The 16,946-nt window shown below is 52.2% G+C and carries 20 protein-coding genes and 2 tRNA genes; 14 read left to right on the top strand and 8 right to left on the bottom strand.

Features of this window, described 5'->3' with window-relative positions:
- Nucleotides 1-4: 4 nt before the first annotated feature.
- Nucleotides 5-778: an ABC transporter permease gene (locus ABKA16_RS05285; protein WP_381000306.1), complete on the bottom strand. Its 774-nt coding sequence runs from the start codon at nucleotides 776-778 to the stop codon at nucleotides 5-7.
- Nucleotides 778-1,722 (bottom strand): ABC transporter ATP-binding protein, encoded by a 945-nt coding sequence (locus ABKA16_RS05280; protein WP_381000308.1) that lies wholly within the window; start codon nucleotides 1,720-1,722, stop codon nucleotides 778-780. Before ABKA16_RS05280 ends, ABKA16_RS05285 begins: the two co-directional genes overlap by 1 nt.
- A 221-nt stretch (nucleotides 1,723-1,943) precedes the next feature.
- Here ABKA16_RS05280 and ABKA16_RS05275 point away from each other — a divergent pair.
- The 4 genes from ABKA16_RS05275 (at nucleotide 1,944) to ABKA16_RS05260 (ending at nucleotide 4,789) form a co-directional block, all read left to right on the top strand.
- A tRNA-Lys gene (locus ABKA16_RS05275) sits at nucleotides 1,944-2,015 on the top strand.
- A 349-nt stretch (nucleotides 2,016-2,364) separates the two neighbouring features.
- On the top strand, nucleotides 2,365-3,678 hold the full coding sequence (locus ABKA16_RS05270) for a cell division protein ZapA (protein ID WP_381000310.1): 1,314 nt from the start codon (nucleotides 2,365-2,367) through the stop codon (nucleotides 3,676-3,678).
- The gene (locus ABKA16_RS05265; RefSeq protein WP_381000312.1) at nucleotides 3,647-4,051 is read left to right on the top strand and encodes a hypothetical protein; all 405 of its coding nucleotides are present in this window, start codon (nucleotides 3,647-3,649) and stop codon (nucleotides 4,049-4,051) included. The genes ABKA16_RS05270 and ABKA16_RS05265 overlap by 32 nt, the downstream gene beginning before the upstream one ends.
- A gap of 255 nt (nucleotides 4,052-4,306) precedes the next feature.
- Entirely contained in the window at nucleotides 4,307-4,789 is a 483-nt protein-coding gene (locus tag ABKA16_RS05260; RefSeq protein ID WP_421672016.1) for an Abi family protein, read from the top strand.
- Between the two features lie 11 nt (nucleotides 4,790-4,800).
- Here the strand turns inward: ABKA16_RS05260 and ABKA16_RS05255 are convergent, their stop codons facing one another.
- The 4 genes from ABKA16_RS05255 to glf form a co-directional block, all read right to left on the bottom strand.
- A complete protein-coding gene (locus tag ABKA16_RS05255; RefSeq protein WP_381000316.1) occupies nucleotides 4,801-5,637 on the bottom strand; it encodes an aminoglycoside N(3)-acetyltransferase in 837 nt (278 codons plus the stop codon).
- Nucleotides 5,638-5,776: 139 nt separating this feature from the next.
- The gene (locus ABKA16_RS05250; protein ID WP_381000318.1) at nucleotides 5,777-6,265 is read right to left on the bottom strand and encodes an HIT family protein; all 489 of its coding nucleotides are present in this window, start codon (nucleotides 6,263-6,265) and stop codon (nucleotides 5,777-5,779) included.
- 227 nt (nucleotides 6,266-6,492) lie between these two features.
- A tRNA-Ser gene (locus ABKA16_RS05245) sits at nucleotides 6,493-6,577 on the bottom strand.
- A gap of 282 nt (nucleotides 6,578-6,859) precedes the next feature.
- Nucleotides 6,860-8,071 (bottom strand): UDP-galactopyranose mutase, encoded by a 1,212-nt coding sequence (gene glf / locus ABKA16_RS05240; protein WP_381000320.1) that lies wholly within the window; start codon nucleotides 8,069-8,071, stop codon nucleotides 6,860-6,862.
- A 234-nt stretch (nucleotides 8,072-8,305) separates the two neighbouring features.
- On the opposite strand from glf, the gene ABKA16_RS05235 reads away from it, so the two are divergent.
- From ABKA16_RS05235 to ABKA16_RS05190, 10 genes are all read left to right on the top strand, one after another.
- A complete protein-coding gene (locus ABKA16_RS05235; protein ID WP_381000322.1) occupies nucleotides 8,306-9,055 on the top strand; it encodes a TMEM175 family protein in 750 nt (249 codons plus the stop codon).
- Entirely contained in the window at nucleotides 9,042-10,091 is a 1,050-nt protein-coding gene (rfbB, locus tag ABKA16_RS05230; RefSeq protein WP_381000324.1) for a dTDP-glucose 4,6-dehydratase, read from the top strand. Before ABKA16_RS05235 ends, rfbB begins: the two co-directional genes overlap by 14 nt.
- Before the next feature lie 233 nt (nucleotides 10,092-10,324).
- Nucleotides 10,325-10,621: a 30S ribosomal protein S6 gene (gene rpsF, locus ABKA16_RS05225; protein WP_007148281.1), complete on the top strand. Its 297-nt coding sequence runs from the start codon at nucleotides 10,325-10,327 to the stop codon at nucleotides 10,619-10,621.
- A 67-nt stretch (nucleotides 10,622-10,688) separates the two neighbouring features.
- The gene (locus ABKA16_RS05220; protein ID WP_381000326.1) at nucleotides 10,689-11,327 is read left to right on the top strand and encodes a single-stranded DNA-binding protein; all 639 of its coding nucleotides are present in this window, start codon (nucleotides 10,689-10,691) and stop codon (nucleotides 11,325-11,327) included.
- 62 nt (nucleotides 11,328-11,389) lie between these two features.
- Nucleotides 11,390-11,647, top strand: a complete 258-nt coding sequence (gene rpsR, locus ABKA16_RS05215) for a 30S ribosomal protein S18 (protein WP_381000328.1) — start codon at nucleotides 11,390-11,392, stop codon at nucleotides 11,645-11,647.
- A gap of 8 nt (nucleotides 11,648-11,655) precedes the next feature.
- Nucleotides 11,656-12,120 (top strand): 50S ribosomal protein L9, encoded by a 465-nt coding sequence (rplI, locus tag ABKA16_RS05210; RefSeq protein ID WP_381000329.1) that lies wholly within the window; start codon nucleotides 11,656-11,658, stop codon nucleotides 12,118-12,120.
- Between the two features lie 119 nt (nucleotides 12,121-12,239).
- Nucleotides 12,240-12,743 carry a GtrA family protein gene (locus tag ABKA16_RS05205; protein WP_381000331.1) on the top strand — a complete coding sequence of 168 codons (504 nt, stop codon included), beginning with the start codon at nucleotides 12,240-12,242 and terminating at the stop codon, nucleotides 12,741-12,743.
- A gap of 99 nt (nucleotides 12,744-12,842) precedes the next feature.
- The gene (locus ABKA16_RS05200) at nucleotides 12,843-13,193 is read left to right on the top strand and encodes a phenylpyruvate tautomerase MIF-related protein (RefSeq protein ID WP_007148286.1); all 351 of its coding nucleotides are present in this window, start codon (nucleotides 12,843-12,845) and stop codon (nucleotides 13,191-13,193) included.
- 3 nt (nucleotides 13,194-13,196) lie between these two features.
- The gene (locus tag ABKA16_RS05195; protein WP_381000333.1) at nucleotides 13,197-13,856 is read left to right on the top strand and encodes a histidine phosphatase family protein; all 660 of its coding nucleotides are present in this window, start codon (nucleotides 13,197-13,199) and stop codon (nucleotides 13,854-13,856) included.
- 112 nt (nucleotides 13,857-13,968) lie between these two features.
- Nucleotides 13,969-14,859, top strand: a complete 891-nt coding sequence (locus ABKA16_RS05190; protein WP_381000335.1) for a hypothetical protein — start codon at nucleotides 13,969-13,971, stop codon at nucleotides 14,857-14,859.
- A gap of 57 nt (nucleotides 14,860-14,916) precedes the next feature.
- Here ABKA16_RS05190 and ABKA16_RS05185 read toward each other — a convergent pair whose 3' ends face one another.
- Together ABKA16_RS05185 and ABKA16_RS05180 are read right to left on the bottom strand one after the other, a co-directional pair.
- Nucleotides 14,917-15,723: an ABC transporter permease gene (locus ABKA16_RS05185; RefSeq protein ID WP_381000336.1), complete on the bottom strand. Its 807-nt coding sequence runs from the start codon at nucleotides 15,721-15,723 to the stop codon at nucleotides 14,917-14,919.
- A gap of 33 nt (nucleotides 15,724-15,756) precedes the next feature.
- Complete coding sequence (locus tag ABKA16_RS05180; RefSeq protein WP_381000337.1) at nucleotides 15,757-16,926, bottom strand: DUF805 domain-containing protein; 1,170 nt, start codon at nucleotides 16,924-16,926, stop codon at nucleotides 15,757-15,759.
- Nucleotides 16,927-16,946 lie beyond the last annotated feature (20 nt).

Genomic DNA, 16,946 nt, shown 5'->3' with positions numbered 1-16,946 from the left:
GCTCCTATTCCATTTTCCTGGTATCTACTCCCATGACGCATCTTATCACACAGACAGCTACGAGGGCAGCAAGGAATATCAGCAGTATCCCGATCTGCCCGCCAACATCGCCTATGCCTGCCGAATCCAGGCTGACCTTATGGACTGCGTCAAGCGCCCAGTATGCAGGGGATATTTTTGACACCGGCCGGGCCCAGTTGGGGAACCCTGAAGTCGAGCCGATAGCGCCGCCGATCCCTGCCATCAGCATCCCGACAAGGCTTGCCAGGGCTAGTGCTGTGTTTTCGGACCGGATCCACAGGGACAGCACCACTCCGAAAGTGGTGAGGACTGCAGAGAATACAAGTGCCACTATGACAAGCGCTGCTATGCTCCCGTTGGGGCGGTAATCATACAGAAGGCTTCCCGCAGCCAGTACTACAATAAGCTGCACAGCCTGGATCAGATAAATAACTGCCGTTTTCCCCATGATGATATCTGCCGGTGTGGCTGCGGTTGACCGGAGCCGGGGCCATGTCCCCCAGGTGTGTTCATCAAAGAATGACTGGACGATGAACTGCACAGAGAGGAAAGAGAACAGGACCGCCATCCCGGGGACTACCTGTTCCGCACCCGTTGCTGAAGCATACCCCTCTGAGATAAGCAGGGTTTTGGAAGAAGGTATCAGGAACGGTGTAAGTATCAGCGGTATTATGGTCATTAGGATTGTAGGTATGGGATCGCGCAGCTGGATCAGCAGGTTGAGCCTGGCTATAGCCATAAAACGTTTGATTTTCATTATTTCTCCTTTATTTCTTCGTCTGCAGTTTTTTCTGTACCGACGATATTCAGATACACGTTTTCCAGCGAAGGGCGGACTATACGGATGTCGCTGACTGCGGAATCGTCAACCTGAGGGTCTGCGAGCAGCCTGGCGATGGCGCGCCCGGGATCCTCTGCCGGCCCTTCCAGTGACAGGTGCCCTTCTTCTTTGCGCCATCCGCTGACATTAGGCAGAGTGCCGGAAGCGAAGGAAACGTGTATCGAAGAATCCGAATACCTGCTGATGAGGTCGGGGATAGTGCCTGAAGCAGCTATCGTACCTTCGTTGAGGATGGCGATAGCCGCATTGAGCTTTTCAAATTCGGTCAGGTAATGCGACGTGTACACGACGGCCGTGCCTTCATCCGCAAGGGAGCGGACCATGTGCAATATCCTGTTGCGTGCTTCGACATCAGCACCTACTGTAGGTTCGTCGAGGAAGGCAACGCGGGGATGGTGCATTAATGCCATGCCTGTGTGCAGCCGCCGCTTCTGGCCGCCGGACAGGTCCCCTGCGTTTTGCTTCGCCTGGTTTCCCAGCCCCAGCACCTCAATGACCTCGTAGGCCCGCTGTGCTGATTTTGCGGCAGATATCCCCTGTATCCTGCCTATACTGGTGAGGTTCTGCTCAACAGAAAGGTGGGGATAAACTGCGATGTCCTGTGGGGCGTAGCCGATATACCGCCCGATACTCCTGCGGGAAGGGTCTTTGCCGCAGATGCGGATCTGCCCCGAGTCGGGGCGGAGCATCCCGCACATAATGGTGATCAGTGTGGATTTGCCGGCGCCGTTCTTTCCCAGCAGGCCGAGTATCTGTCCGGGACGGACTTTCAGGTCCACGCCGCGCAGGACTTTTGTGCTCCCGTATGACTTCTGTACGCCTGTAAGGCTTATGGCTTCATCCGATGGATCTGTATCCATGTGTCTGGCCTCCAATCAATGTTTACAGTGTTAACTTATGTAGTTAACGATGTTAACATTGGTAGTCCCGATACGTGCGCTGCCGGCGTGTCGCATGTTATGAGAATGAGCCGCAACTTTCCCAAATGCAGCGGTAATGTGCCTGGATCGATAATAAATTGGCATGCCCAACTCGCCATAGTGGCAAAAATCGCAAGTGCGATGTACAATGTTTTCCTGTTGCCCCTCTAGCTCAACGGCAGAGCAGCGTCCTTTTAAGTCGTGGGTTCAGGGTTCGAATCCCTGGGGGGGCACTTCGATAAGCTATATAAAAGCCTTGAAGATATTAGTATTCCGGGGTTTTTCTTTTATCTGATCATATGGTGCCCGAATTTTTTGCCCATATCCTGCCCCCTCTCCGGTATTTGCTGCAGTCCTGTAACTGTAGGTGTGTTGTACTTCCCTCTGTAACTGTTATTGGATCCGGAAACCTTGGGAAATATATAAAATCCGGGGGGGGGTTATTGTCAGTTTCATATAAAAAATGTAGCTATTTTTCACTGATTCTCCAAAAAAGTGCGGGGGTTAGGCTATACTGATGGATACAACTTAAGAAACAACTTAAAATATCGTGTTTACTGACACATGATTATAAGGAGAGTCATGTTTTCTAGGGATAACAAAGTAAGCATGAAGCGCCGTGTTTTCGTTGCGGCTGCTGCAATGCTTGTTACCAGTGCACTGGTAGTTCCGGCTGCTGCTTATGCTGCCGATAACGATCAGTACACTCCTGCTGACGTACCGGACGAGTTGACAACAGCTGTTGATGAGGCAAAGAATGCTGGCATCACTGTAACGCAGTCTGAAGATGTCAAGCAGCCTGACCAGTCCGCATCAGATAAGGATTATGCCGCTCAGGTAAAAGCTTTGAAAGCACTTATCGAGAAGGCCAAGGCTAATGCTGCGGCCTGCACTCAAGCCCAGGGTCTTGCAAAGAAGATCAATGATCGGGTTGATGAGCTGAAGGCACAGTATCCGAATGCCAAGGTTACGACCCGCAGCATCACTACTTCCGATCTTGCCGAATATGAACGTCAGGCGAACAATGCCGGCGCTGAGAATGAAGCCGCCCTGAACAAATACACAACAGAGAAGGCTGAAGTTGACCGTCATAATGCTGATACCAAGCGTGTTGAAGACAATCTGAAGAACCACTCCCTGTATAAGGATGAAGCTTCCGGGCTTTATGTTACCGGCCAGTGGAACCCGACAGGTCATGGCCTTGGCTACTACAGCAAGCTCACTGCACACCTGGTTGATGCTGCAAAGAAAGGTACCGTACTGTTCAAGGAAACAGGATGGGTGCCGGGCTCTTCTGCAGTCAAGGATGCTAATACCCAGGTTATCGTCAATCCGACGAAGGCAAGCATCCCCAACGGTGTGAATGATTCCACGATCAGCTCCGGTACTCCTACAGCGCTTCTTACCGACGTTAAGGTAGGTACTTCTTTCACTATTACTGATGCTGCCGAAGACGATAACGGTACTATGTATGATGTGAAACTTGAAGTTACTGCGATTGACCGCTCCAATCTCCTTCCGGGATCAGAGATCGCAGATAAGACCGTCAACCTAGTTGTCGGTTATGAGAACGGCTCAGGCAAGCATCGCGGTATCCTCTTCGACTATATGAACGCAAACGATATCACTGTTAAGGCTACGTTCCTCGACAAGAGCGGAAACCCGGTCCGCTCCCTGCAGGCATTCGCTGTTGGTGATGTGGATTTCCACCAGTCATCCACGGTTAACTTCAACCAGAGCAACCTTGACGTTATGAATCCGCCAAACAGCCAGCTTACCTGCTCAGGCAAGCGCTGCACCGCTAATTTCATGAACAACGTTGATGGTTTCAATGAGGCCCCTAAGGGGACTTTCGCAGCTTCCGGTGTCGGTTACCACACTGACATACAAGCATGAAGCCCCGAATGCCAATGCCCGTGACCTTACTGAGTTCGGCCTCTTCGGTACTGGAGCAAGCCTTGCATCTGATAAGATCGAGTATCTCCCGGATCCTGACCTGAACCTGGTCAAGGTTTCTGAACCGACTTGCCCGTCTGCCCTCACTGCAGCATGGCATAAGAACCTGGTCAAGGTCCCTCCAACCCCGCCAACACCACCGACTCCTCCAACGCCGAATACTCCGCCGGCTCCTCCTGCGACCCCAAAGAAGCCGCAGAAGAAGCTCGCCCGTACCGGTGTCGGTACCTTTGGGGTAGCAGCGGTTTCGGTTATCCTGCTCCTTGCAGCTGCCGGCGTACTGACTGTGAAGATCCGCGCGGCAAAAGAGTAGAATACTCGGCATATATATCTTGGTGGGATGCCCGACCTCAGTAAAGAGTGGGGCGGGGCATCCCCGCAGGGTTGATGCAAAACTTAATATCTAAATTAATTTAGGAGACTAAAACAACCTCTCCTTATATAGTTGGGGCTTCGCCAATCAGGCGTTGCCCCAATTTTGTTTTTGGGATATTTTCTTATCTGGAAATCTATTAATAGCTGTTTCACTGGAACTTGGCGTGTTGCAAGTTACCTGGTGATACGATTGATGTATCACGACCAGTTCCGCCTCTTTGGGGTCCAGGGCTGGTCTTCTATTTTGGGGTGGAGGAATTGTTTCATCAATGAAACCATGGATTGGGGCGAGCTAACTCATCTTTATAAGATGTGTCCGAAAATAGTTCGTGAAAAGGTAGCGATGCGGTTAGATATCACGCCCTCACAGCTTACTTCATGGTTAAAATGCTTGAATATACTCCGTAATAAGTCTGCGCATAATGCTCGTATGTTTAATAGTGTTTATGTTCTTACTCCCAAACTTCCCAACAGTGCGATATTTAGCCAGATAAAGGGTATAAAAGGCAAAATATTCGAGCAGATATCATTAATCGAATATATCATAAAATGGCTTAATCTAGATAAGATACATCTCCTTCCGAAAGTATTGCAAACATATCCAGACGATAATTTGGTGCCATTTGAAGTTACTGGAGCTCCCAGTAACTGGAGAACGCTCGAATTGTGGAAATAGGCAATGAATACTCATAGATTCTGCATTTCGCGGTCTTTGTTTCTGTAGTACTCACGCGCACGGCTGATTAGTGTGCGAATAGGGAAAGTGAGGATGCGCGCACCATTGAGTTCTATGGAGCGGATAGCCGAAGGGTCAGTATCCATGAAATGGTGTCCGAACGCAGTGAAATCGTCATACTTATCAAGATCAACGCTATCGTATGTTATCCACTCTACCGAGGCTTTGCGCTGGTCAGGGTCTGTTTTGCCCACTGGCGCAGTCTCCCGGATAAGAGGCCTTCCGATAGTGGATTCGGCATAATGGATAGCGGTGCAGGTATCGAAGCCTGTGCCGAGGAACAGCACTTTTCCATCCAGCTGATAAAGCTTATCAAGCGGGCTGCCTTCGCCAAACGGCATATCATATGTGCGAGTCTCGCATATCCAGTCGGCATGTTTGCCCCAGGCAGCCATAGAATACAGAGGGTGGAGGCTGCGCCTGGTATTGTGGAGCGCACGGAAGTATTCGGGTATCCTGCCGAGGCCATGCACCGGTGTAAGATCCGGGTCAAAGGCGGGGAGTGCGTCATGCACAGAGGATATAAGCGAGGGGTCAACCGGCGGAAACTCCCACCCTCCGGGATCGGACAGGTCAGTACTTTGCGCAGGCATGATAATGTCGCCGTCAGCCAGTACCTCCTTCAGTACGCTGATAACAGTCTGCTCCCCTCCGGGGATGAATCCGAAAGCGCTCATCCTGGTATGTACGATGCACGAATCGGTCGGCTGCAGGCCAATAGACAGAAGGGCTTTATGCAGCTGGCTGTCGGAGGTTACGGTAGTAATAGTCTGCTGTTCCCACGCCATGCTGGCCCTCCTTTTGCCCGGTACTTATAGGTACGGTTAAAAATAGGTGAATAACTGGCCGGGTATGCCGATACCGGTTTAGTTTATCAATCAGTCTGATAACCGTAACCCTTATACTACACGGATGCCTTGTATATATTCAGGCGGTCCTATTCTTAATATTCTTAATATCGCGAATTATATTGCGCAGGTTCTCTGTAATCGCCTTTCGGACCGATTCGTATTTCTTTTGGGTGAAATTATATTCATCGCTGGTCCAGCATTCCGCGGGATAAAACCATACCGGCATTTTGAGCCGGCCGGGTTCCTCCCATGAGTAACGCGGAAAAACATGGGCGTGAAGATAAGTATCGGTATTGCCCAGGATATCGTAATTAAGCCTGACGATTGGTGCGCACGCCTGTGCAACAGCATCGCCCAGGATAGTCATATCACGCAGGAAAGCTGTCCTTTCCTCAACAGGCAAATCGTTGAGCTGCCCCACACAGCGTTTGGGAAGGAGGACAGAGTAGCCGGGCAGGAACTGGGTATCTGCAATAACAGCATATCCCGATTCCATCTCGGCAAGGAAAGTGGGGTTCGTCCCATCCAGTATTGACTGGATTCTGTCTTTTTTCCATGTGTCCATAGGGTAAGTATAAAGTATGAGCCCGTCATGCGGGGGAGGGGCAGCAGGATTTTGTGATGCAGGGATCAGGACGGTCCTGGCTCTCAGGGGCCTGAATAGCCATACATTTATACGTTTTTTATACATTTTTATCGTCATAAAAACGTGGCCAAATTGATATCAGGATACTGCCCAATGAGCTATAAAGAAATCCGGGAGCCGCCGCTGAGCAGTTCCCGGATCAAGCGCGGAGGATACGAGATTCGAACTCGTGAGGGCCTGCACCCAACACGCTTTCCAAGCGTGCGCCATAGACCACTAGGCGAATCCTCCATGTCTGTGCGACCTCTAAACTTTAACACACGCCGTCGAATTCGCCAGCGAGTTTAAGGCATTCGTGTCTTATGCACTCGTAGGGGATAATCATCCTTGCAAGGCCTTGCCCGGCAGCCTTTATGCGATTTTTGCCATGCTTGCTTCCGTACCGGTCTTTTAAATTTATCGTTTATACCCACCTTCCGGCGGTAAAACAGGCGGCTCCAGCGAAGCGCAGGCAGACCACGACGGTAACCGCATCCGCGTATTACCGCTCCCCGTGCCCGTGGATCCTCGGGCCTATTTTGCCAGCAGCGGCGCGACCTGCTCGTCATAAGCGGCCAGGGCGCTGCTGATCACCTGATGCATATCGTAATATGCATAAGTACCGAGCCGCCCGCCGAAAACGACCTGAGGCTCTTCGGCCGCCTTTGCCTTGTACTGCGCGTAGAGAGTGCGGTCTTCATCGGTGTTGATGGGATAGTACGGCTCATCGCCGCGCTTAGCAAAGCGCGAATACTCTTCCCAGACAACAGTCTCATTATGGTTCTGCCTGTCGTACCGTTCGGGGTTGAAATTCTTGTATTCGATAGCGCGGGTGTACGGTACATCGGAATCAGCATAGTTCATTACTGCACAGCCGAAGTGGTCATCTTCCGCATAGCGTTTTTCCTTAAAATCAACGGTACGCCACTTGAGCTCACCAAGCTCATACTCGAAATAACGGTCAACAGGGCCTGTGTAAATAACGGGGATGCGGCCTACGAGCGCTTTCTTGTTATATGGCTGGCTTTCATCGAAGAAATCAACAACAAGCGACACGGTGATGCGGGGATCGTCGATCATGCGCTCAAACCATGCGGTGTACCCGTCAGCCGGCAGCCCCTCCCACGTATCTTTGAAGTAGCGGTTATTATAGGTGAACCGTACAGGCAGCCGGCGGATAATAGATGCGGGCAGTTCGCTCGGATCTGTCTGCCACTGCTTGGCTGTGTAGTTGCGGATGAAAGCGTCATACAGCGGCTGTCCGATAAGCTTTTTGCCTTGCTCATCAAGGTTTTTCGGGTCAACATCAGCGTATTCGCCGGCCTGCTTTTCAATCTCAGCCTTTGCTTCTGCAGGTGTATACGACGCATGGAAAAACTGGTTGATGGTCCCCAGGTTTACCGGCAGGGGGAAAACCTCGCCGGCATGTGTGGTATATACACGATGCACGTAATCGGTAAACTCAGTAAAACGGTTTACATATTTCCATACGCGTTCGTTGCTGGTGTGGAACAGATGCGCACCGTATTTGTGGATCTCGGCACCGGTCTTTTCATCGAAATATGAGTAGGCATTACCCCCAATATGGCTGCGGATATCAATAATATGTACTCGTTTGCCGGTATGCTCCACCACCTGCTGGGCTATCGTCAGGCCAAAAAGCCCTGCCCCTACGATCACAATATCAGCGTTAATTCCGTCAGTACCCGCTGCGCCAGCGTCAGCAGTATTTACATCATGAACCATATTGGGTGCCTTCCTTTTCATGTCGGTTAAAGGTCTGCCATCATTCTAGCTTATGCGATGTATGCGCTGTGCCGGGGCATGTGCAGGTGAGGATGCGAAAAGCTGCACGGTGGTTGCACGGTTGCCGCCTGGCGTAATCGGCATGAGGAAGTTGTAGACTTGTAAGGGCTGATACGGCCACGTACGCAAACTAAAAAACGTCATAAACTGTTGAGCTTATTAAGGAGGCCGGAAGTGTCAAAAGAAAGGCTGGCAGCTTTCACAGATGCAGTCCTTGCAATCATTATGACGATTATCGTGCTTGAACTGCCTAAGCCTGATCCGGTAACGCCTGCAGGGCTGTGGAGCCTCCGGGCGAGTTTTTTCTCCTACGCCCTGTCATTTTTCTGGCTGGGTGCCATGTGGGCCGGCATACACAATGAGTGGAATTCAGTTAAAGAGATCACTGATGCAATAATATGGCGGGTTTTGATACTCCTCTTTTTTGCTTCGCTTTTCCCCTATGCCACGCTGCTTGTAGCGGGCAATTTCTTCAACAGGACAGCGCAGGGGTTTTATGGCATTGTCGTGGTCATTGCCACCCTGGTGAATATGTGGCTGAGCAGGGGCCTTGCTGCCATACCGGCAAATGCTGCGATCACAGACAGTGTTGATTTCCGGCTTAGCTGGCTCAGCATCGATCTGGCAGTCAAAGCGCTTGGCTTTGTTCTCGCAGTAACAGTTTTTCCGCCGGCAATGATGGTCGCGGTGCTTGTGACTTCGTTTATGATTGCTATGCCCGTGCATTTCTGGGAGGGGCGTCAGCGCAGGAAGGCCCGCGAAGGGGTAAAGGGAAAAGCGGGGAAAACAGCAAAATCCTGGAAGGCCAATAAAAATGCGCAGGAAGTGCCGGAGGAAGATACAGGGGCCGGACCGGCAGCAATAGCAGGGATAGAAGGGATAGAAGGGAACGGGACAGGGGGCCGGCAGAATGGGGTCGGATAAGCAGTTCCGCCGTATCCTTGTGACGGGCGGGGCAGGATTCATTGGCGCGAATTTCGTCCGGCATGTTGCAGACAGGCATCCTGAAGTGGAGATCACAGTCCTGGATGCGCTTACTTACGCCGGCAATATCCATAACCTTGACGGCGTGCGCGGGCAGATCACTTTTGTTGAAGGCGATATCCGCGATGCAAAAACGGTGGATGAGGCGGTAGCAGGCCAGGACGCAGTCGTCCATTTTGCTGCCGAATCGCATAATGATAATGCCATCTTCGACCCTCAGCCTTTTATCTCGACGAATATTGAGGGCACTTTTAGGCTTCTGCAGGCTGTACGTAAATATGATGTGCGGTTCCACCATATTTCTACGGACGAAGTATTTGGGGATATGCCGTTGTCCAGTACAGCGAAGTTTACTGAGGACAGCCCGTACCGGCCGTCAAGCCCCTATGCGGCGTCAAAGGCAGCTTCCGACCAGCTCGTACGCGCGTGGGTGAGGACATACGGTGTAAAAGCCACTATTTCCAACTGTTCCAATAATTACGGCCCCTGGCAGCATGTGGAAAAATTTATCCCCCGGCAGATCACGAATGTGCTGTGCGGGCTCCCGGTGCAGATCTACGGCGACGGACATGCTGTGCGCGACTGGATCGCTGTGGAAGACCAGTGTTCTGCTGTCTGGGCAGTGCTGGAACGCGGGCGGATCGGTGAAACGTATATCGTCAGTGCAGACGGGGAGCGTTCCAATATTGAGATAGCCCGTATGATCCTGCAGACCATGGGCGTGAGCGGGGGCCGTGCCGATACGGGTATTGAATTTGTCAGGGACCGTCCGGGCGCGGACCAGAGGTATGCCCTGGATGCATCCAGGATCCGCCGGCAACTGGGATGGGAACCGCAGTCCACTGATTTCGGGCAGGGGCTGGCGAAAACGGTAGAGTGGTATGAGGAGCACCGCAGCTGGTGGGAGGCTGTGAAAGGCGAAACCGAACAGCATTATGCGGATATGGCCCGCTGTCAGGATGGCAGAAGACAGTGATACCCTTGCCCAGACAAGGGCTGCAGAGGCTGCAGTGCCTGCCGTACCGTATCACTGCATAGTCGCGGTATGCAGGTATAGTAAATAAGTTGCTGACACAGGCATGGAGACCGTGTCCGGCCGGCCGGATCAGAGGCTGGCGGAAGACTGTAGTCTGCATAGCCCGTCCGGCAAGCGTAAACACATCTTCTGCTGCAGAAAGCCTGCAGCCTTTAGTCCGAAGGAGGTGGGTGATGTCTGCGCATAAGTATGAATTAATGCTGATCGCTGATCCGGAATTGGATGATAATGCTTTGAAGAAGCTTATTGATCAGTATCTTGAAACAGTCACCAATGAAAAGGGCACTGTAGAAAATATAGATATCTGGGGCCGCCGCAAGCTCGCATATGAGATTGACGGCAAAACCGAAGGCGCGTATGCTGTCGTTGAATATACCAGCGAACCTGCATCAAGCGCTGAGCTGGATCGTCTTCTTAACCTTAATGAATCCATTGTCCGTACGAAAATACTTCGTAAGGATGCCGAGTAGGTACTGCCGGAAACAGATATACGCAAAGTAAGCATACTAAATAATTCGCGAATAGAGGTAAGTCATCATGGCTGGAGAAACGCCGATCACAATAGTTGGCAATCTTACTGCTGATCCGGAGCTCCGCACAACGGGCAATGGCGGTACAGTAGTGAACTTCACTATCGCATCAACACCTCGGACCTACAACCGCAACAGCGGGCAGTGGGAAGACGGGGATGCGCTGTTCCTGCGCTGTTCCTGCTGGGATTCCCAGTACAGCCCGATGGCAACGAATATTTCCCAGTCGTTGTCCAAAGGCATGCGCGTTATTGCACAGGGCAATCTGACCCAGCGTTCCTATCAGACGCAGTCAGGTGAGAGCCGCACGGTCGTTGAACTCCGCGTTAATGAGATCGGGCCTGCGTTGAGCCGCAACACAGCACAGGTGCAGCGCAATGCAAGCAGCAGCGGTTTCTCCGGCGGCAGTTCCAACAGCGGCGGCTTCAGCGGCGGGAACCGCGGAGGATACCAGGGCGGTGCTACCCAGGCGAATGCTTCCAATGCGAATTCCGGTGATTTTTCAGGCAACGGCGGCGGTTTCGCTTCCCAGGGGGGCGATCCGTGGGCAAATTCATCTGATACCGATTCATTCAATTCCGGTGCCGCTTTCGGTTCCGGTAATGATTTCGGATCAAATGATGAATTCGCAGATCCTGAATTCTAAGGTTTACGTCCAGGAATCCGGGAATTTAGATTTTATAAAGTTTGATAAAAAGGAGTGTGTAAATGTCACGCAAAAGGCCTCATCCTCCAGTAAAGCCTTTTAAGAAAAAGCCGAACCCATTGAAAACGGCTAAAGTTACTGAAATTGATTATAAAGATGTAGCGCTTCTGCGCAAGTTCATCTCTGACCGCGGCAAGATCCGTTCGCGCCGTATTACAGGGGTAACGGTCCAGGAGCAGCGTAAGATCGCACGTGCGATCAAGAATGCCCGTGAGATGGCTCTTCTTCCATACAGCTCAACAGGCCGTTCTTCAAGGTAGGTGATCACATGGGAAAGAATGTAAAAGTTATCCTGCGCGAGGATGTGTCCGAACTGGGTCAGCCCGGGGATACCGTTGAGGTAAAAGCCGGTTATGCCCGCAACTTCCTGATCCCCCAGGGTGCAGCCTTTATGTGGTCTGAGAAGGCGGGGAAGCAGATCGAGCAGATGCAGCGTGCCCGTCGTGCCAAAGCCCTTCAGACCCGTGAAGATGCAGTTGCAGCAAAGGCAGCTATTGAAGGTACTGTTGTTGAGATTGCTGCCAAGGTATCTGAATCAGGCAAGCTTTTCGGCGGCATCAGCACGGATAAGGTTGCGCAGGCGCTGTCTGCAGCAGTTGCCGAAGCCGGTTCTGTTGACCCTAAGGGTATTACAGTCGAAAGCATTAAGGCAACAGGCGAATACCCTGCATCCGTAAAGCTTCATCCGGAGATCTCCGCGCAGTTCACAGTGCGTGTGACCGAGGAAAAGTAAACGCGGTTTATCCAGCTGACGCAGCTGGAGATATGGGGCTGTCGGTACGTATATCGGCAGCCCCATAATTTATGCCGGTTTTATGTATTTGCTCAGGGGGTGGTGCTTGAATAATATGTGTGAAAAAGTTTGAACAGATCATAAAGTTCGGGATCGTCGGAGTCCTTGCTTTCCTTATTGATGCAGGCCTCCTTTATGCCCTGGTGCGTTTCCTGTACTGGAATGCAGTCCCGGCTTCAATAGTATCTTTTACTGTATCGCTGATTTTTAATTATCTTGCCAGTATGAAATATGTATTCGTCCACCGCGATGATATGGCCCGGTGGATGGAAATCGTGATATTCGTCGTATCGTCTGTTATCGGGCTGCTTATTAATGCATTCATCATATGGATAGGCACCGCAGTAATCATCAGTCCCTCAATGCAGCAGACCGACCCTTTGTGGTATCAGGTATATACTATGGGCAGCAAGCTCGTAGCGACAGCAGTAGTCATGATATGGAATTTCGTTATCCGCAAGTGGCTTTTGGATGCGCCCGCACCGGGTGCTGAAATCAACAAGAATTCTTTTGCGTACAGGATCGGTCAATGGTCTTTAAGCCATGGGCCTCAAGGCCTGTGACTGATGCCTTATAATTGATACAGGCGTCTGGCTCCGGATGTATCGGCAGCAGCTTTGCCGGTGCTTCGTAGCAGCCAGCAAATCTATAAAGGAGGCAATATGCCAGTGATCCATACACACGTCAGCGTGACGACAACCCCTGAACAGCGTGAAGCATTGAAAAATGCTTACGGTGAGGCTATCTCCATCCTTCCGGGCAAATCTGAGGGATGGCTGATGTGCCCGTTCGAAGACGGGATGCCGATCTATTTTGCCGGTGATGATAAGGAACCGGCAGCATACGTGGAAATCAATGCTTTCGGGCGGTCCCCTGTCAGCTCTGATACATGGGAAAGGCTCGGCCAGGCTGTGATGAAAGCTGTACATGAGACGCTGGGGATCAGCGAAGACCGTATGTATATCAGGTATACTGCAACCGCAGACTGGGGATGGAACGGCGGTAATTTCTAGCCTATGGCATATACAACGATCCATCTGGTGCGCCACGGGCAGGTAGACAATCCCGGACATGTCGTGTATGAGCGTATGCCCGGGTTCCACCTGTCCGGCCGCGGCAGGCGCATGGCGGAGGCAACAGCCCGGTTCATAGCATCCCGCAGCGATATGTGCGCTGCTGCTGCGATATATTCCTCTCCGCTGGAACGTACGCAGGAAACGGCTGAGGCTATTATTGCAGCGGTCAATATGCAGCGCCGTACCGGCTCTCTGCCGCCTTTGCACCTGCATACAGACAGCCGCATTATTGAAGCAGGGAATGAGTTCCGCGGCAGGCGCATAGGCCATGGCGAGGGTGCCCTGTGGAAAAACGGCAACTGGCGGCTGATCCTGAACCTGTGGCGCCCCAGCTGGGGGGAATCGTATAAGGCTATTGCAGAACGTGTCTCGGATTTTGTTTATGAACAGGTTGACAGATATCCGGGGGGCAGCGTGATCGCTGTAACCCATGAATCGCCGATCTGGTCATTCCGGCATATGCTTGAAAAAGGCCGGCCTGAGCATAATATGCTCCTGCGCCGCACCGCTTTGGCGTCGGTGACATCACTGACCTTTGAGACAGGGACGCACCGGGTCATGAATATAGCTTACTGCGACCCCGCTGCAGGCATCGGCTGAGCGGCCAGGCGCTGAGGGGAGCAGATGGGCTGCTGGCGGCAGCGGGCAGGACAGCCGGCAAAACAGATAATACACGTATACATATGGTGATGCAGAAAATATGGAAAACAGGATGACAGAGCACTATACAGGGCAGACAGCACAGGCGAATCCCCTGTGGACAGAGGCCCCTGCCGATATCATACAGAGTCTCAGCGCGCAGGCATCTGTGAAAAAGGCTGCTGAAAACGGTGAAAGGCTGGAATCGCTGTGGCCGCTTGCCAACAGGACCCAGCTGGACAATGACGTAAGATATAACGAAACGCTGCGCGTGCGGCAGACCCGTGAATTTGCACAGCTTCTCGTCAGGGACTGCGATGTGACTGTCGCGGATGCTGAATATGTTTATGAAGGCGCTGATGAGATCCCGGGCCGGCCTCAGCAGGCAGTGGATGCGCTTATCCTCGCGAATGATATTTATGATGATACCGCTGAGTTCAGCGAAAACCCTGATCCCGCAGTATTCCGTACTGTGATAGGGCGCATGGGCAGCCCCTGTAATGATGGGGACCGGGATGCCCTTGATATGGCAATTGATAGGTGCGAGGCTCTGATGGAAGGCATAAGCAGGTCTGAGGGCCGCAGTTTTGCGCAGCGGTTTGCCGTATCCCTGTATGCATATACACAGGTCAGGCAGTGCGTTGCGGGCTTTACTCCGGATGATACTGCCCGGACTGTTGCGGTGCTTTTTGTCAATGAGTTCAATGAGCAGTGGTCGCTGCCGCGGATCTTCGTGAAATATGAATATCTCATGGTGCCGTTCATGCATCCGCAGGAGTCATGGGATGCGCTTTCCCTGGCAGCAGCAGATGAGTGGGAGAAACATACTGCAGATATCCTGTGGGACCCTGTTGAGGCTAAACGTATAGCCGGGGAAGAGGATGAAAAGAAAAGCAGGGCTGCGCTTGCTGAGAAGTTTGAGCATGTCAGGGATGATCCCGGCAAACCGGAGGTTGAACTTTAACCCAGGCTGACTTGCAGGTCTGCGGGTCCGTTATGCGGTACCATCAGACTTTTGCGGCTAATCGATGCTGTCAGATCCGGGAGGCCCCAGGGCAAGCCATTCTACGGCCGCGATGATGCTGAGTATAATACCTGTGAGAATAAGGATCACAAAAGTGGCGGCAAAAACCATAGGGGACTGGCGGGAAACATAGGCAGACTGGATCCATATCCCGATCCCTGCGCGGGCGCCTACATATTCTGCTGTCGTCGCTGTTATGAAAATATACGTTGCTGATATCCTGATCCCGCTGAATATCTGGCGGGCTGCGACACGCATCTGCACATGCCATAAAGCCCAGCTGCGGGTAGCGCCGCAGGTCAGGGCAACATCGCTGAAATACTGCGGTACAGCCATAAGCCCGCGGCATGTCTGGACTGCAATGGGGAAGATACTGAATATCGCAACCAGTACTGCTTTCCCCGGGGGTTCATACCCGAACCAGATAACAAATAGCGGTGCTATAGTGATCAGAGGCAGGGCCTGGGCGCCTGCCAGCAGAGGGAATAATGCTGAGTACAGTATTTTAGACGTATAGAGGCCAACCCCGCCGAGGATGCCCGCTATGATTGCAATAGCAAACCCTGCCACGGCCTCTGAGGCTGTAATATATGCTGCATAGGATAAAGAATCCCAGTTCAGCACAGCAGATTCCAGGATCCGTGATGGTGAGGGGATATCGCGTCCCGGCAGGCTTCCCCAGGATACTGCTGCCTCCCATACAGCCAGCAAAACTGTTACTACGATAACCGGAGGTATGCATGCCGACAGCAGCGGGTGCTTTTTTGCTGCCAGTTTGCTGGAAGGTTTAATTGTAGATGTCATAAAGGGAAACAGTATTAAAACTCAGATAGGCTGTCAGCGGATATGTGCTCCGGAAGGGGAATAGACATTCTGAGGGGGCTGGAGCGGAGTCACAGGTGCAGGATACCCGTATCCGGGCTGCTGCAGGGGCTGAACAGGCTGATTCCCCGCGGCACCGTGCTGTATGCCGGCAGCCGGCTGGGAAGAAGGCTGCTGCGCATAACCGTACTGGGTGCCTGCGGGCTGCCCCGCTCCGGCAGTATACGGCGATGGTGCAGATGCCGTGGAAGAAGCACCACCGTTGGCCGAGGCAGCGGAAAAATTGCTGTAGGCCTGCCGGCCGTCCGTGCTGTATACAGGCATCCACCCGCCAGCGTTCTGTTGGGCAGGCCGGGGAGCAGCATCTTTTACTGTAGGCCTTGCCATCAATATCACATAGATAACTGTCAGGACCAGCATGAGAGCGAGGACGGCCAGCAGGCCGTCAGCAATCGCCCGGTACCAGAATGCCATTACGGAATACTCGCCAAACCCGCGTGAATATGACCCGCGTGAGTACGAGGAGTATGAGCTGTATCCGTAATAGCTGTCTAAACGTGATGTTCCCATGCTGGATGTATCTGCAGCAGCCTTTATCAGGACGCTGAATAAAGCTATATCAAGAAGGAAACGGCATACATAGTACGTTATAGGGACCCAGTTATGGAGCCCGGAATCATGTGCGCGGCGGAATGTCAGGGTCAGGCCGGGTATGAGGGTACCGAGATGGTACAGCACAATCAGCAGGAATATGATATAGCTTAATGGCTGTATCCCCATTGCCGGGATAAAAACGCTGAGTAAAGCGGGCAGTACAGCCATAGCACATACAGCGAGGAAATTGAACAGATAGGCCCACCAGAATTCTGAACGGGATGCCCTTCCTGAAATAACAGCGTATTTTGTAAAGAACCTTTTAGCCGCGTAATACATTGACACTCCGTACCACGGCTGGTTCCTTTCCGGTTCCTCGGGGAGTGCCCGCGAGGCGGAAGAGCCCGGTGCTGCATTGAAGGGGACATATGTCCCCTGCGGTTTCTGCACCGGGAACGGTGTATAGGATGATGGATATGGATAAGGATCCGCAAAAGCAGGATTATGCAGCCCATATCCCGCTGGTGCTGATGCCGGCTGTGATGCAGCCTGGCCGTATGGCCGTAACGGTGCCTGTGGTTCAAACGTCATAGCATAGCCCTTCTGTGAAA

The organism is Scardovia wiggsiae (genome assembly GCF_051045985.1).
In the GTDB taxonomy this organism is placed as follows: domain Bacteria; phylum Actinomycetota; class Actinomycetes; order Actinomycetales; family Bifidobacteriaceae; genus Scardovia; species Scardovia wiggsiae.
The sequence above is the reverse complement of the archived record's forward strand: the minus strand, read 5'-3'. Positions and strand labels throughout refer to the sequence as shown.